10 protein-coding genes, 2 rRNA genes and 1 pseudogene are annotated in these 13,240 nt (G+C 67.4%); 4 read left to right on the top strand and 9 right to left on the bottom strand.

Features of this window, described 5'->3' with window-relative positions:
* Window positions 1-22 precede the first annotated feature (22 nt).
* Complete coding sequence (locus tag M7D61_RS04895) at window positions 23-628, top strand: nucleoside deaminase (RefSeq protein ID WP_298228164.1); 606 nt, start codon at window positions 23-25, stop codon at window positions 626-628.
* Here M7D61_RS04895 and M7D61_RS04890 read toward each other — a convergent pair.
* The 7 genes from M7D61_RS04890 to M7D61_RS04860 form a co-directional block, all read right to left on the bottom strand.
* On the bottom strand, window positions 625-1,854 hold the full coding sequence (locus M7D61_RS04890) for an Nramp family divalent metal transporter (protein ID WP_298228161.1): 1,230 nt from the start codon (window positions 1,852-1,854) through the stop codon (window positions 625-627). The genes M7D61_RS04895 and M7D61_RS04890 overlap by 4 nt on opposite strands.
* Window positions 1,835-3,745 (bottom strand): ABC transporter ATP-binding protein, encoded by a 1,911-nt coding sequence (locus M7D61_RS04885; protein ID WP_298228223.1) that lies wholly within the window; start codon window positions 3,743-3,745, stop codon window positions 1,835-1,837. The genes M7D61_RS04890 and M7D61_RS04885 overlap by 20 nt, the downstream gene beginning before the upstream one ends.
* A 162-nt stretch (window positions 3,746-3,907) precedes the next feature.
* Window positions 3,908-5,161, bottom strand: a complete 1,254-nt coding sequence (locus tag M7D61_RS04880; RefSeq protein WP_298228159.1) for an MFS transporter — start codon at window positions 5,159-5,161, stop codon at window positions 3,908-3,910.
* Window positions 5,162-5,273: 112 nt separating this feature from the next.
* Entirely contained in the window at window positions 5,274-5,663 is a 390-nt protein-coding gene (gene rplL / locus M7D61_RS04875) for a 50S ribosomal protein L7/L12 (protein ID WP_298228157.1), read from the bottom strand.
* 38 nt (window positions 5,664-5,701) lie between these two features.
* Window positions 5,702-6,211, bottom strand: coding sequence for a 50S ribosomal protein L10 (gene rplJ, locus M7D61_RS04870; RefSeq protein WP_298228156.1), 510 nt, complete (start codon window positions 6,209-6,211; stop codon window positions 5,702-5,704).
* Window positions 6,212-6,429: 218 nt separating this feature from the next.
* Window positions 6,430-8,025 carry a HAMP domain-containing sensor histidine kinase gene (locus M7D61_RS04865; protein ID WP_298228154.1) on the bottom strand — a complete coding sequence of 532 codons (1,596 nt, stop codon included), beginning with the start codon at window positions 8,023-8,025 and terminating at the stop codon, window positions 6,430-6,432.
* Window positions 8,026-8,063: 38 nt separating this feature from the next.
* A complete protein-coding gene (locus tag M7D61_RS04860) occupies window positions 8,064-8,810 on the bottom strand; it encodes a response regulator transcription factor (RefSeq protein WP_298228152.1) in 747 nt (248 codons plus the stop codon).
* A 136-nt stretch (window positions 8,811-8,946) separates the two neighbouring features.
* Between M7D61_RS04860 and M7D61_RS04855 the strand changes: the two genes are divergently transcribed.
* The 3 genes and pseudogenes from M7D61_RS04855 (at window position 8,947) to M7D61_RS04845 (ending at window position 12,500) form a co-directional block, all read left to right on the top strand.
* The gene (locus M7D61_RS04855; RefSeq protein ID WP_298228150.1) at window positions 8,947-9,987 is read left to right on the top strand and encodes a Gfo/Idh/MocA family oxidoreductase; all 1,041 of its coding nucleotides are present in this window, start codon (window positions 8,947-8,949) and stop codon (window positions 9,985-9,987) included.
* A 116-nt stretch (window positions 9,988-10,103) separates the two neighbouring features.
* On the top strand, window positions 10,104-11,069 hold the full coding sequence (locus M7D61_RS04850; protein ID WP_298228148.1) for an NADP-dependent oxidoreductase: 966 nt from the start codon (window positions 10,104-10,106) through the stop codon (window positions 11,067-11,069).
* A 119-nt stretch (window positions 11,070-11,188) separates the two neighbouring features.
* A pseudogene (locus tag M7D61_RS04845) lies at window positions 11,189-12,500 on the top strand (ISL3 family transposase).
* Window positions 12,501-12,588: 88 nt separating this feature from the next.
* Here M7D61_RS04845 and rrf read toward each other — a convergent pair.
* Both rrf and M7D61_RS04835 read right to left on the bottom strand, forming a co-directional pair.
* A 5S ribosomal RNA gene (gene rrf / locus M7D61_RS04840) occupies window positions 12,589-12,705 on the bottom strand.
* A 125-nt stretch (window positions 12,706-12,830) separates the two neighbouring features.
* Window positions 12,831-13,240: ribosomal RNA gene (locus tag M7D61_RS04835) — 23S ribosomal RNA — on the bottom strand; the annotation flags it as partial.

Below are 13,240 nucleotides of genomic sequence, written 5' to 3'. Positions count from 1 at the left end.
CCCGCGCTGCTTGAATGGGCGAGTGACCGATCTTGCGACCTCATTCCGGGCCGACCTGCCGTCGTGGGCGATCGAGCACCTCGCCACCGCTCCCGCGGCCTTCGACACCGACGAGGCCGCAATGGCGTTCTGCACCGATCTCGCCCGCCGCAATCAGCAGGCCGACACCGGCGGCCCCTTCGCGGCACTCGTGCTCGAGACCGCCACAGGAAGGCTCGTCTCCGCGGGCGTCAACCTCGTGCTCGCCTCGGGGCTGTCGAGCACGCACGCCGAGGTCGTCGCGCTGAGCCTCGCCCAGACCCGGCTCGGTCGCTGGGACCTCGGCGCCGCGGGGAATCCCGCTCACACCCTCCTCGTCAACTGGCGTCCCTGCGTGATGTGCGGCGGCGCGGCGCTGTGGTCGGGCGTCACCCGCATCGTCATCGCCGGCGATGGCCCTGAACTCGAAGTGCTCACCGGCTTCGACGAGGGCCCGGTCCACCCCGACTGGATCGCCGAGATGGCAAGGCGCGGTATCGCGGTCGAGGTCGGCGTGGGGCGGGATGCCGCGATCGAGGTATTCCGCGAGTACGGCGCGCGTACCGATGCCGTCGTCTACAACGCCCGCGGCACGAGTCGTACCGACTAGTAGGCACCGACCGCCAGCGCGACGAGCAGCACGTTGAGCGCGACGACCAGGACGGTGGCGATCCGCGCCCCCGCGCGCGTCCACCACGCATCGACCTGGTCGCCCATCACGCGCCTCGACCCGGTGAGCAGCACCAGCGGCACGAGCGCGAACGGGATGCCGATGGAGAGCACCACCTGGCTGATGACGAGCGCCTCAGTCGGGTCGACCCCGATAGCGAGCACGATGAGCGCCGGGATGAGCGTCACGATGCGCCGCACGATGAGCGGCACCTTCACTTTGAGCAATCCCGCCATGACGACCGCGCCGGCATAGGAGCCCACCGACGACGAGGCGAGCCCCGAGGCGAGCAGACCGATGCCGAAGAGAATGCCGATCGCGGGCCCGAGGTGCGTGACGATCGCGGCCTGGGCGCCGGCGATGGTGTCGGTGCCCGGCACACCGGCGAGGCTCGTCGCCGCGAGCACAAGCATCGCAATGTTGACGAGCCCCGCGATGATGAGCGCAATGAGCACGTCGACGCGGGTGGCGATGATGATGGGCCGGCGCTCCGAGGGCGCGACGATCCCGTGCCTGTCCCGCGCGAGCGCCGAATGCAGGTAAATGGCGTGCGGCATAACGGTCGCACCGAGCATCGAGGCCGCGAGCAGCACCGAGTCTGGGTTGGTGAAGCGGGGGACGAGCCCCGTCGCGGCATCGGCCCACGGTACCGGCCGCGCGAGCCCGCCCGCGACGAACCCGATCGCGATGACGGCGAGGAGCACCATGACCGCATACTCGAAGCGCTGCTGACTGCGCGACTGCAGCAGGAGCAGGGCAATGGATGCCGCCGCGACGATGATCCCGCCGGGCAGCAGTGGCAGCCCGAACAGCAGGTTGAGCGCGATCGCCCCGCCGAGCACCTCCGCGAGATCGGTTGCCGCGCCGACCGCCTCGGCCTGCACCCAGAACAGCAGCCGCCAGAGCCGAGGGAGCCGATCCCCGAGGAGCTCCGGCAGACTTCGGCCGGTTGCGATGCCGAGCTTCGCCGAGAGGTACTGCACGAGCATCGCGATAGCGTTCGCCAGTACGAGCACCCAGAGCAGCAGGAAGCCGTGCCGCGAGCCGGCGGAGATGTTGACGGCGACGTTGCCGGGGTCGACATAGGCTATCGAGGCGACGAACGCGGGCCCGAGCAGCCTGAGCGTACGCGCCCAGGTGCGCCGCTCAGTCGCCGGGGGTGCCACCAGACATTTCTACCTGCTGCTCATAGAGCGCCGCGTACGTGCCGCCCGCGGCGAGCAGTTGGACGTGATTGCCGCGCTCGACGATGCGCCCGCCTGCGACGACGAAGATGGTGTCGGCGCCGACGATCGTCGAGAGCCGGTGCGCGATCGCGATGGTGGTGCGGCCGGTGGCCGCCGAGTCGAGCGCCTGCTGCACGACCCGCTCCGAGATGGTGTCGAGGGCGCTCGTCGCCTCGTCGAGGATGAGCACCTCGGGGTCCTTGAGCAGCACGCGCGCGATGGCGACGCGCTGCTTCTCGCCGCCGGAAAGCCGGTAGCCGCGCTCGCCGACGACGGTGTCGTAGCCGTCCGGGAAGCCGGTGATCGTGTCGTGGATGTTCGCCTGGCGGCAGGCGTTCTCGAGTTCGTCGAGCGTGGCGTCGGCCTTCGCGTAGCGCAGGTTCTCGGCGATGGTGGCGTGGAAGAGGTAGGTCTCCTGGCTGACGATCCCGATGTGCGCGACGAGGGATTCGTGCTGCAACTCGCGCACATCGCGACCGGCGAAGCGCACGGCGCCGCCCGACGCCTCATAGAACCGCGGGATGAGGTAGGACACGGTCGTCTTGCCGGCCCCGGACGGCCCGACGAAGGCGGCGAAGGTGCCCGGCTCGATCGAGAACGACACGTCCTGGAGGGTCGGATGCTCGTCGCCGCGCGCGTCGGGGTAGCGGAACGTCACCGCGTCGAACTCGACGGCGGGAGGGGAGTACGTCGGTCGAGCGCCCGCCGCGCCCGGCCGATGGAGGCCGAGAGCCTGGGCGTCCACCTCGACCGCGTCCGGCGCATCCGCGATTGCCGGCTTCAGATCGAGGTACTCGAAAATGCGCGCGAAGAGGGCGCTCGACGTCTGCAGGTCGAGCGCGACGCGCAGCAGCCCGATGACCGGAAAAAGCAGCCTCGCCTGCACGGTCGTGAAGGCGACGATGGTGCCCGCGCTGATACCGGCGAGGCCGCCGATGAGCAGCCATCCTGCGACAAGATAGACGACCACCGGGATCGCCGAGATAATGACCTGCACGAGCGCGAAGAACCACTGCCCACTCATCGCCTGCCGCACCTGAAGGCCGACCTGGTTCCGGTTCTCGTCGCTGTAGCGCAGTGTCTCGGCTCGTTGCCGGTTGAACGCCTTGGCGAGCAGGATGCCGCTCACCGAAAGGGTCTCCTGCGTGATCGACGTCATCTCCGAGAGGGATTCTTGCGTCGCGGCGGCGATCTTCGCCCGCACCTGCCCGACGCGGCGCTGCACGATGGCGAGCACCGGGGTGAGCACGATGGCGACGAGGGTGAGCTGCCAGTCGAGCACGAACATCGCGACCAGCGCGGCGACGACGTTGACGATGTTGCCGAACACGCTCGAGATCGTGTTGGTCAGGGCGTTGGCGACGCCACCGACGTCGTTCTGCAGCCGCGACTGGATGACACCGGTCTTGGTCTTGGTGAAGAAGCTGAGCTCCATCGCTTGCAGGCGCGTGAAGAGCCTCACCCGCAGCTCGCCCATGACCTCGTTGCCGACGCGGGCGGTGAGGTAGCTCTGCCAGACCCCGAGCAGCGCGGATCCGACGTAGAGCAGCATCATCGCGACGCAGAGCCAGACGAGCAGGTCGAAGCGGACGCCGCCCGGAGCGAAGAGCGCGTCATCGAAGAGATTCCTGATGAGCAGCGGCGGGATGACGGTGAGTCCGGCGCCCGCGAGCACGAGGACGAGGGTGAGGATGAGCGGGCCGGTGTAGGGCTTGAAGAGCGCCGCGATGCGCTGCACGAGGTGTTCGATCCTGGGCGCCGCCGCGTTGAGCACCTTCTGGTCCTCGATGATCGTGCCGTTCCGCCCGCCGCTGCGTCCCGTGCCGCCCATGCCGCGCACCCCCTGCCCCCGGCTCGCGCCCGCGGAGTGGTTGCTCGGCAGATTGCCCATCATGCTCATCGTCTTGAGCCTAGGCCGCCGCCCGTCGATCGACGGGCGGCCGCCGAGGGCGGAGACCTCCGGTGCAGACTGCAGGCTCCGCTGCGAGAACCGTCAGTCCGCGTCGCCGATCGCGATGGACTCCGCGACCTCCAGGACGTTCTCCTCGACGCCGTCCGCACGGCGCAGCGCCTTGCGTCCGAAGGTGACGATGAGGGTCGCGATGACGAGCACGACGACGCCGAAATAGAACGGCGCGGCGGTCGTGCCGAAGAGCGTGGCGAGCCAGGATGCCAGCGGCGGGGCCACTGCGCCGCCGAGGAAGCGCACGCCTGAGTACGCGCTCGAGGCCACCGGGCGCGGCAGGTCCGTCGCCTCCATCGACAACTCGGTGAGGACGGTGTTGAGAATGCCGAGGAAGAGCCCGCCGACGATGACGAGCACGATGACCGCCACGAGGCTGGTGTGCAGGATGGCGGCGAGCAACTCCGTCGCTGCGAGCGCCGGAATGATGATGAGCAGCACGCTGGTGCGGCGTATCCGCGCGGTAAGGAGCGGCGCCACGAACACCGAGGTGAGGGCGAGGGCGACGCCCCAGCCGAAGAAGATGTAGCCGAGGGTCCTCGCATCCGAGACGCCGAGCGGCACGATCGCGAACGGGGTCCATGCCAGCAGCACGAAGAAGCCCATGTTGTAGAAGAAGGCGGTCGCGGCCATCACGGCGAGGCCTGGTTTCGCCAGCCCGCGGAACGGGGCCGCGAGGCTGGTCGGCACCGGTTTCGGCGCATCCTTCGGCACGCGCAGCACGGTGAAGATCACGACGAATCCGATCGCCATGAGCACGGCGGTGCCAAAGAACGGGCCGCGCCAGGAGATGCCGCCGAGCAGGCCGCCGACGAGCGGGCCGATGGCGAGGCCGACACCGAGTGCGGCTTCGTAGAGCACGATGGCGCTCGCCACCCCGCCCGAGGCGGCCCCGATGATCGAGGCGAGTGCGGTCGAGATGAAGAGCGCGTTGCCGAGACCCCAGCCGGCGCGGAATCCGATGATCCCGCCGACGCTCCCGCTGGCGCCCGCGAGGGCGGCGAAGATGACGATGACCGTGAGGCCCAGGAGCAGGGTGTTCTTGGCGCCGATGCGGCTGGACAGCCAACTCGTGAAGAACATCGCCGCGCCGGTGACCAGCAGGTAGGTCGTGAAGAGCAACTCGGTCTGCGTGGGCGTCGCTTTCAGCGAGGACGCGATCGCCGGCAGGATCGGGTCGACGAGGCCAATGCCCATGAACGACACCACCGCCGCGAAGGCGATCGCCCACACCGCGATCGGCTGCTTGAGGATGCTTCCCGACTCAGTTCCACCATGTGCCATGGAGAGTATTTTACATAGGCTAACTATCTCTGCGCAAAACATTCCGGAGACACCGAAGAGGGACACCGCGTTCGCGGTGTCCCTCTTCGGTGCCCGGCGAGCCGGACGGGAACTACTTGAGGGTGACGGTAGCGCCGGCCTCTTCGAGAGCGGCCTTGGCCTTCTCCGCGGTCTCCTTGTTGGCGCCCTCGAGGACGGCCTTCGGAGCACCGTCGACGACGGCCTTCGCTTCGCCGAGACCGAGCGAGGTCAGTTCGCGAACGACCTTGATGACCTGGATCTTCTGGGCGCCGGCGGCCTCGAGAACGACGTCGAACGAGTCCTTCTCCTCGACCTCCTCAGCGGCAGCGCCCGCACCACCGGCGGCCGGGGCCGCGACGGCGACGGGGGCAGCGGCGGTGACCTCGAAGGTCTCCTCGAACGCCTTGACGAACTCGCTCAGCTCGATGAGCGTGAGCTCCTTGAAAGCATCGAGCAGCTCAGCAGTCGACAGCTTTGCCATTTCTTCTTCTCCTTATTGGGATGGTTGATAACCCGCGATTAAGCGGACTGCTTCTCGCGCAGCGCGTCGACGGTGCGAATGGCCTTCGACAGCGGGGCGTTGAACAGGTATGCGGCACCGAACAGCGAGGCCTTGAAGGCGCCGGCCAGCTTGGCCAGAAGCACCTCACGGCTCTCGAGATCGGCGAGCTTGCTCACCTCGGCAGCGGACAGGGCGTTGCCATCGAAATAACCGCCCTTGACCACCAGGAGAGGGTTCGCCTTGGCGAAGTCGCGCAGACCCTTCGCGACGGCGACCGGGTCGCCGTGAACGAAAGCGATCGCGGAAGGGCCGGCGAGAGCGTCGTCGAGGATGCCCATGCCGGCCTGGTTGGCCGCGATCTTGGTAAGCGTGTTCTTCACCACGGCGTACGTCGCGTCTGCACTGATGTTCTTGCGGAGCTCCTTGAGCTTCGCAACAGACAGACCGCGGTATTCGGTCAGCAGAACGGCGGTCGAACTCTGGAACTTCTCGGTGAGCTCGGCAACCGCGGCTTCCTTCTCCGCCATGGCCACTCCTTACGATTTACAGATCCGAAGGCGGATGCCTCCGGCGAAGCCGGCCGCAGCGGTGGGCACGTCTCCCGTCCGCCCAACAAAAAAGCTCCGCACAGGGGCACGGAGCGAGGTCGCGATAGATCGCGGACTTTCTTCATGAACCTGCGCGGGCCGCCTCTGCTGAGGGCCTTGGTCCGGATGCACCGGAAACCTGCGGTCTTTGGCTTCGGTTAAAGGGTACGCGGCCCCACGGCATCCGCCAAATCACCGGGCGCCACCGGAACGCTGATCGTGAAGGCCGTCACCCCAGGTGCGGTCTCGACCGAGATCTCGCCGCCGTGCGCGTCGACGACTGCCTTCGCGATGGCGAGGCCGAGGCCGGTCGAGCCGGTCGCGCGCGAGCGCGAACTGTCGCCGCGGGCGAAGCGCTCGAAGAGCCGCGGTCGCAGCTCCTCAGGGATGCCGGGTCCGTCGTCCGCGACCACGATGACGGCGTGGTCGCCGTCCTGCCTGAGCGACGAAGTCACGACGGTGCCCGCGGGCGTGTGCACGCGCGCGTTCGCGAGCAGGTTGGCGACGGCCTGGTGCAGCTTCGCCCCGTCGCCGATGATCTCGACCGGCTCGTCCTCCGGAAGCTCGAGCTTCCACTCGTGGTCGGGGCCGGCCGCGTGGGCGTCCGAGACCGCGTTGATGAGCATCATTGTGAGGTCGACGTTCTCGTGCCGCAGCTCCTGGCCCTCGTCGAGGCGCGCGAGCATGAGCAGGTCCTCGACGATCGTCGTCATCCGCTTGGCCTCGGACTCGATGCGCGAGATGGAGCGGGCGAGATCCTCGGACAGCTCCTCGGGTGATCGGCGGGCGAGCTCCGAGTAGCCGCGGATGCTCGCGAGCGGGGTGCGCAGCTCGTGCGAGGCGTCCGAGACGAATTGCCGCACCTTCGCCTCACTCGCCTGCCGCACCTGGAGCGCGCCCGCGACATGACCCAGCATGGCGTTGAACGCGCTTCCCACCCGGCCGACCTCCGTGCGCGGGTCAGTGTCTTCGTCGGGAACGCGGATTCCCAGCGCGACGTCGCCGCGCTCGAGGGGGAGCCTCGAGACCTGCGTCGCGGTCGCGGCCACCCGCTCGAGGGGGCGCAGCGCGAGCCGGATGATGACGAGCCCCGCTGCCGCCGCGAGGATCCCCGCCCCGATGACCACGAGGAGCGTGATGACGGTGAGGCGCGCGGTCGTCGCCTGCGCCTCCCGTAGGGGCAGCGCCACGATGAGCGTGTCGTCATCCGTCAGCCGCTGGGCGACCGCGCGATAGGCACCGCCGACGTCCCAGCCGTTCGACTCGATGATCGAGATGGTGACGGTGCTCGGCACCCCGTTCGCAGGGAGCGTCGCAAGCGCCGCGGTGGACGCGGTGTCAATGGTGGACTGCGTATTGAACGGTTGCCCCGACGGAGCGGGACCCGAGGGTAGATAGGCGCCGCCCGACCACTGCCCGCCCTCGATGAGCCCGACGACAATGCCGGAAGGCTGGCCGGGCGCGCCGACGATAGCGCGCAGCGTCGGCGTCTGCCCGTTCTCGACGTAGCCAACAGCCGCCTGCAGGCTGGTCTGGCTCGCTGTGGCGAGCTGGACGTCGACCCGCTCGATGAGGTATCCGTCGAGGAGCGCAATACTCAGCGCGCCGACGAAGGCCCCCATCACGGCCACGATGGCGACGACGGCGACGACGAGCTTCCGCCGCAGCGGCCAGTGCCGAAATGGGTGCCCGAGCCAGCCTGGGATCCGAACCCGCGCCGCCTTCTCGGCCGGCTCCACCTGTTCGGTCATCATGGGCACCGAGGCTAGCGCGGCCCCCGATGCCTCTGCAGTCACTCCGTGGCCTTGACCATGTACCCGGCCCCACGGACCGTGTGGATCATCGGCGCGCGACCCGAGTCGATCTTCTTGCGCAGGTACGAGATGTAGAGCTCTACGACGCTCGAGGTACCGCCGAAGTCATAGCTCCACACCCGGTCGAGGATCTGTGCCTTGCTGAGTACTCGACGCGGGTTGCGCATGAGGTAGCGCAGCAGCTCGAACTCGGTCGCAGTGAGACTGATCTGCTCACCGGCCCGGGTCACCTCGTAGCTGTCCTCATCGAGGACGAGGTCTCCGACGACGATCCGCGGGTCGCTGACATCGCTGATGAGCGAGCGCGAGCGGCGCAGCAGCGAGCGCAGCCGCGCGACGAGCTCCTCGAGGCTGAACGGCTTCGTCACGTAGTCGTCGCCGCCGGCGGTGAGGCCCGCAACACGATCTTCCAGCGAGTCCTTCGCAGTGAGGAACAGCACCGGCACATCGGTGTGGCCTTCGCGGATGCGCTTCATGACCTGCAGCCCGTCGAAGTCAGGCAGCATCACGTCGAGAACGACGACATCCGGATTGAACTCGCGAGCTGCCAAGACGGCCTCATGACCCGTCGCGGCTGTGCGCACGTCCCAGCCCTCGTAGCGCAGCGCCATCTGCAACAGATCGGTGAGCGTGTTCTCATCGTCGACGACAAGGACACGGATGGCCGATCCGTCGGAATGCCGGAGATTGGCTGGGGCGAGGGCGGCAACGGTCTTAGAGCTCACTGTCCTTATTCTCAGGTGCGGATTTCAAGCCGCCTATGGCAAAGCTATGAACTAGCCGTGAGTCAGGCGGACATCCACTCTGCACGACGGCAACTCGATGATGCGCATCAGGACCAACCGCGCCAGAATCGCTTCGATGACAACCCTGCCCCCGCCCCGGTTCCCTGACCCGCGCGACGCTCCGACGCTCCGGTGGGGCATCATCGGCCCCGGCAACATCGCCGGCAAGTTCGTCGACTCCCTCCAGGCCAACTCCGACCAAGTGGCTGTCGCCGCCGCCTCCCGCTCGGCGTCACGCGCCAAGGCCTTCGCCTCCCGGTATGGCATCGAGCGCAGCTACGACTCGTACGCGGCGCTGCTCGCCGATCCCGACGTCGACGTCGCCTACATCGCGACGACCCATAACACCCATGAGGAGCTCGCGCTTCTCGCCATCGAGGCCAGTAAGCCCGTCCTCATCGAGAAGCCGATGGCGACGACCGCCGCAGGCGGTCAGCGGATCGCGGATGCCGCCCGCGCCGCAGGCGTCTTCGCGATGGAGGCGATGTGGACGCGCTACCTGCCTCACATCGACGTCATCCGCCAGCTCGTCGAAACGCATGCGCTCGGCGACGTCCGCATCGTGACCGCCGACTTCGGCATCGCCGTCCCGTTCGACACGGAGCATCGGCTCTACAACCCGACCACCGCCGGCGGCGCCCTGCTGGACCTCGGCGTCTACCCGGTTCAGTTCGCCCGCCTGGCGCTTCCGCAACTGCTGACCTCCGCGGCCGTCCATGCCTACGGAACCCTCGCCCGCAGCGGTGTCGACGAGACAGCAACGCTCGTCATCGAGACGGATGGCGATGCGCAAGCCATCCTGAACTGCAGCGTCGCCATCAAGACCCCGACCGTCGGTGCCATCAACGGCACGGCCGGGCGCATTGTGACCGGTGCGCCCTTTCACACCGCCGTGGACGTCACCTACTTCCCCGAAGACGGCGACCCGTCGACCTACCGCAGTCCAAAGTGGGCGCACGGCCCCGAGTCGCGCGGCATGGCGTTCGAGGCCGCCGCATTCGCGCGATATCTTGTGGACGGCCTCACGGATTCCCCGCTGTTCGCCCTCAACGAGGCGATCGCGAGTCTCCGCATCCTCGACGAGGCCCGCGCGCAACTCGGCGTGCGGACCGGATGACCGAAGAACCGCGGGCCTGCCTCGGCAGGTGTCACGAGATCGCAATGGCCACGTAATCCGCCCTCGTTAGTCTCATGCCTGCGCCGAGGTGCGGCGCCGTGACCGAGGGAGAGCGAATGGCCGGGGCGATGCGCGCTGCCGTCATCGACACTGTCGGAGATTCCGTTACCCCGCGTCTCGCCGAGATCCCCCGCCCGTTCCGCGTCAACGACGAGTTCGTCGTTGAAGTCGCGGCGGCCAGCATGAACCCCATCGACGTCAAGACGATGGCAGGACGAGGAGCCTCCGCGGCCATCGCAGCCTTCCCCGCCGTCCTCGGCTGCGACTTCAGCGGCGTCGTTCTCGAGTCGCCCTACGAGGGCCATCGCCTCCAGCCCGGAGACGCCGTCTACGGGATGCTCCCGGTCCCGCATTACAGCGGCAGCTTCGCGGAAATCGCGGCAGTGCCTGGTCTCGTCATCGCGCCGAAACCGGTCGGGTTGTCACATACCGACGCGGCGGCGGTGCCGCTCGCAGCACTCACCGCCTGGGGCGCAGTCGTCGAGCTGGCCAAAGCGCACCAGGGCCAACGGATGCTCATCCATGCCGGTTCCGGGGGCGTCGGCCACTTCGCCGTGCAGTTCGCCTCGTACTTCGGGGCGCACGTCATCGCAACGGGGTCCACCCGCAACCTGGAATGGCTCCACTCACTCGGCGCGGCCGAGGTCGTGGACTACACCGCGGCACGCTTCGAGGACGTCGTCAAGAATGTCGACGTCGTCATCGACCTCATCGGCAACACTGCTGACGACACCGGCACCCGTTCGCTCTCGACTCTGCGACGCGGCGGCCTCATCGTCAATGTCCCGTCGGGGAGCTGGCCGACACTTGCGGCGGATGCCAGCGAAGCCGGTGTGCGTGCAACGACGTTCCGGGTCGCGCCGGATGCCAAGACTCTTGCCATCATCACACGGCTGCTCGAGCAGGGTGAGATTCGAGTCCACGTCGAGCAGATCTTCGAGCTCGACGGTATTGCCGACGCCTTCGCCGCCATCGCGGGAGAGCACACGCGCGGCAAGCTGGTCGTCCGTGTCAAGCCCTAGATCCTCAAAGCGGCTCTTCGCAAATGAGGGTGTAGCGGCGGGTAGCGCGTCGCGGCTCGGGTAGGGGTCGAGGTCTTCCAGGATGGAGTTCTCACACTGTCCATCCGAAAGACCTCGACGTGCTCCGCGCTACCTTCGCGCCTGTTGACTTGACCACGTTCTGCCGCCTCGACGAGCTCGGCCTCGAAGCCGCCGGGCAGCGGCTCGAACCTGATCGTGCGGTGCTCGAGTGCCGGGTCGCAGAATCCGATCCGTGGTGCCGCAAATGCGGCGCCGAAGGCGTACCGCGGGACACGGTGACCCGGCGGCTCGCGCACGAGCCGTTCGGGCACCGACCGGCCACGCTGCTGGTTCGGGTGCGTCGGTATCGGTGCGTGGACTGCGGGCGGACGTGGCGGGAAGACACCAGCCGGGCTGCGGCGCCGCGAGCGAAGATCTCTCGAGGCGGAGTGGGGTGGGCGCTGGAGGGCATCGTCCTCGATCACCTCACCGTCACCCGCGTGGCCGCGGGGCTGGGCGTGTCGTGGCATACGGCCAACAGCGCGATCATCGCCGAGGGCAAACGCCGCCTGATCGATGACCCTCACCGGTTCGACGACGTCACGACGATCGGTGTTGACGAGCACGTCTGGCGACATACCCGGTTCGGGGACAAGTTCGTCACGGTGATCATCGACCTCACCCCGACCCGGGAGAAGACGGGCCCCGCACGGCTGTTGGACATGGTCGAGGGCCGCTCGAAGGCGGTGTTCCAGCAGTGGCTCATCGACCGCCCTCAGGCGTGGCGGGACGGCGTCGACGTCGTCGCGATGGACGGGTTCACCGGGTTCAAGACCGCCGCCGCCGAAGAGCTCCCCGACGCGGTGGCGGTGATGGATCCATTCCACGTCGTCCGCCTGGCCGGCGACGGCCTGGACCGGTGCCGGCAACGCGTTCAGCAGGCCACCCTCGGTCATCGCGGCCGCGCGGGCGACCCGCTCTACGGCGCCCGACGCACCCTTGCACACCGGCGCTGGGTTCCTCACCGAGAAGCAGCAAGCCCGGCTCGAGGCAGTGTTCCAGGTCGAGGAGCACGTCGAGGTCGAAGCGACCTGGGGTATCTACCAGCGCATCGTCGCCGCCTACCGACAACCCGACAAGACGAAGGGGAAGCAGGAGATGCAAGCCGTGATCGACGCGATCACCACCGGCGTTCCCGCCGCCCTCGCCGAGATCCGCAGCCTGGGCCGCACGCTCAAGCAACGCGCTGCGGACGTGCTCGCGTTCTTCGACCGGCCCGGCACCAGCAACGGCCCGACCGAGGCGATCAACGGGCGCCTCGAACACCTCCGTGGCTCCGCCCTCGGCTTCCGGAACCTCACAAACTACATAGCCCGCAGTCTGCTCGAGAGCGGAGGATTCAGACCACTCCTACACCCTCGTTTGCGATGAGCCCTCAAAGCGCCAGACCTCAAACCGCACCAGACCTTAAATGCAGAAGAGGCCATCCAGGTACTGGATGGCCTCTTCCGTAATGGATGTCCGGCGGTGTCCTACTCTCCCACAGGGTCGCCCCTGCAGTACCATCGGCGCTGAGAGCCTTAGCTTCCGGGTTCGGAATGTGACCGGGCGTTTCCCTCTCGCTATGGCCGCCGAAACTCTTTCGATCATTAAGATCAAGCTCCGACAAGCCCCCAGGCATAAAAGCCCTAGGGGCGTCTTGGTTGCCGACCGTAGATCGGGAACCACTCAGTGGACGCGAAACATCAAAAAAATGTAGTTGTAAACAAGTTGTTGGCTTATTAGTACCGGTCAGCTGCATGGGTCTTTCGTCCCCACTTCCACATCCGGCCTATCAACCCAGTCGTCTGGCTGGGAGCCTCTCCCCTTGCGGGATGGAAATCTCATCTTGAGGTCGGCTTCCCGCTTAGATGCTTTCAGCGGTTATCCATTCCGAACGTAGCTAATCAGCGGTGCTCCTGGCGGAACAACTGACACACCAGAGGTTCGTCCAACCCGGTCCTCTCGTACTAGGGTCAGCTTCTCTCAAATTTCCTGCGCGCGCAGCGGATAGGGACCGAACTGTCTCACGACGTTCTAAACCCAGCTCGCGTACCGCTTTAATGGGCGAACAGCCCAACCCTTGGGACCTACTCCAGCCCCAGGATGCGACGAGCCGACATCGAGGTGCC

The sequence above is a fragment of the Gryllotalpicola sp. genome (assembly GCF_027352875.1).
Taxonomy (GTDB): domain Bacteria; phylum Actinomycetota; class Actinomycetes; order Actinomycetales; family Microbacteriaceae; genus Gryllotalpicola.
Note: the sequence above shows the minus strand (reverse complement) of the source record. Positions and strands in the feature narration are given on the sequence as shown.

Excerpts from the sequence above, each read along its gene's own strand:
- M7D61_RS04885 (WP_298228223.1), bottom strand. The coding sequence starts at position 3,745 with ATGGGCGGCACGGGACGCAGCGGCGGGCGGAACGGCACGATCATCGAG.
- M7D61_RS04880 (WP_298228159.1), bottom strand. The coding sequence starts at position 5,161 with ATGGCACATGGTGGAACTGAGTCGGGAAGCATCCTCAAGCAGCCGATC.
- rplL (WP_298228157.1), bottom strand. The coding sequence starts at position 5,663 with ATGGCAAAGCTGTCGACTGCTGAGCTGCTCGATGCTTTCAAGGAGCTC.
- rplJ (WP_298228156.1), bottom strand. The coding sequence starts at position 6,211 with ATGGCGGAGAAGGAAGCCGCGGTTGCCGAGCTCACCGAGAAGTTCCAG.
- M7D61_RS04865 (WP_298228154.1), bottom strand. The coding sequence starts at position 8,025 with ATGATGACCGAACAGGTGGAGCCGGCCGAGAAGGCGGCGCGGGTTCGG.
- M7D61_RS04855 (WP_298228150.1), top strand. The coding sequence starts at position 8,947 with ATGACAACCCTGCCCCCGCCCCGGTTCCCTGACCCGCGCGACGCTCCG.
- M7D61_RS04850 (WP_298228148.1), top strand. The coding sequence starts at position 10,104 with ATGGCCGGGGCGATGCGCGCTGCCGTCATCGACACTGTCGGAGATTCC.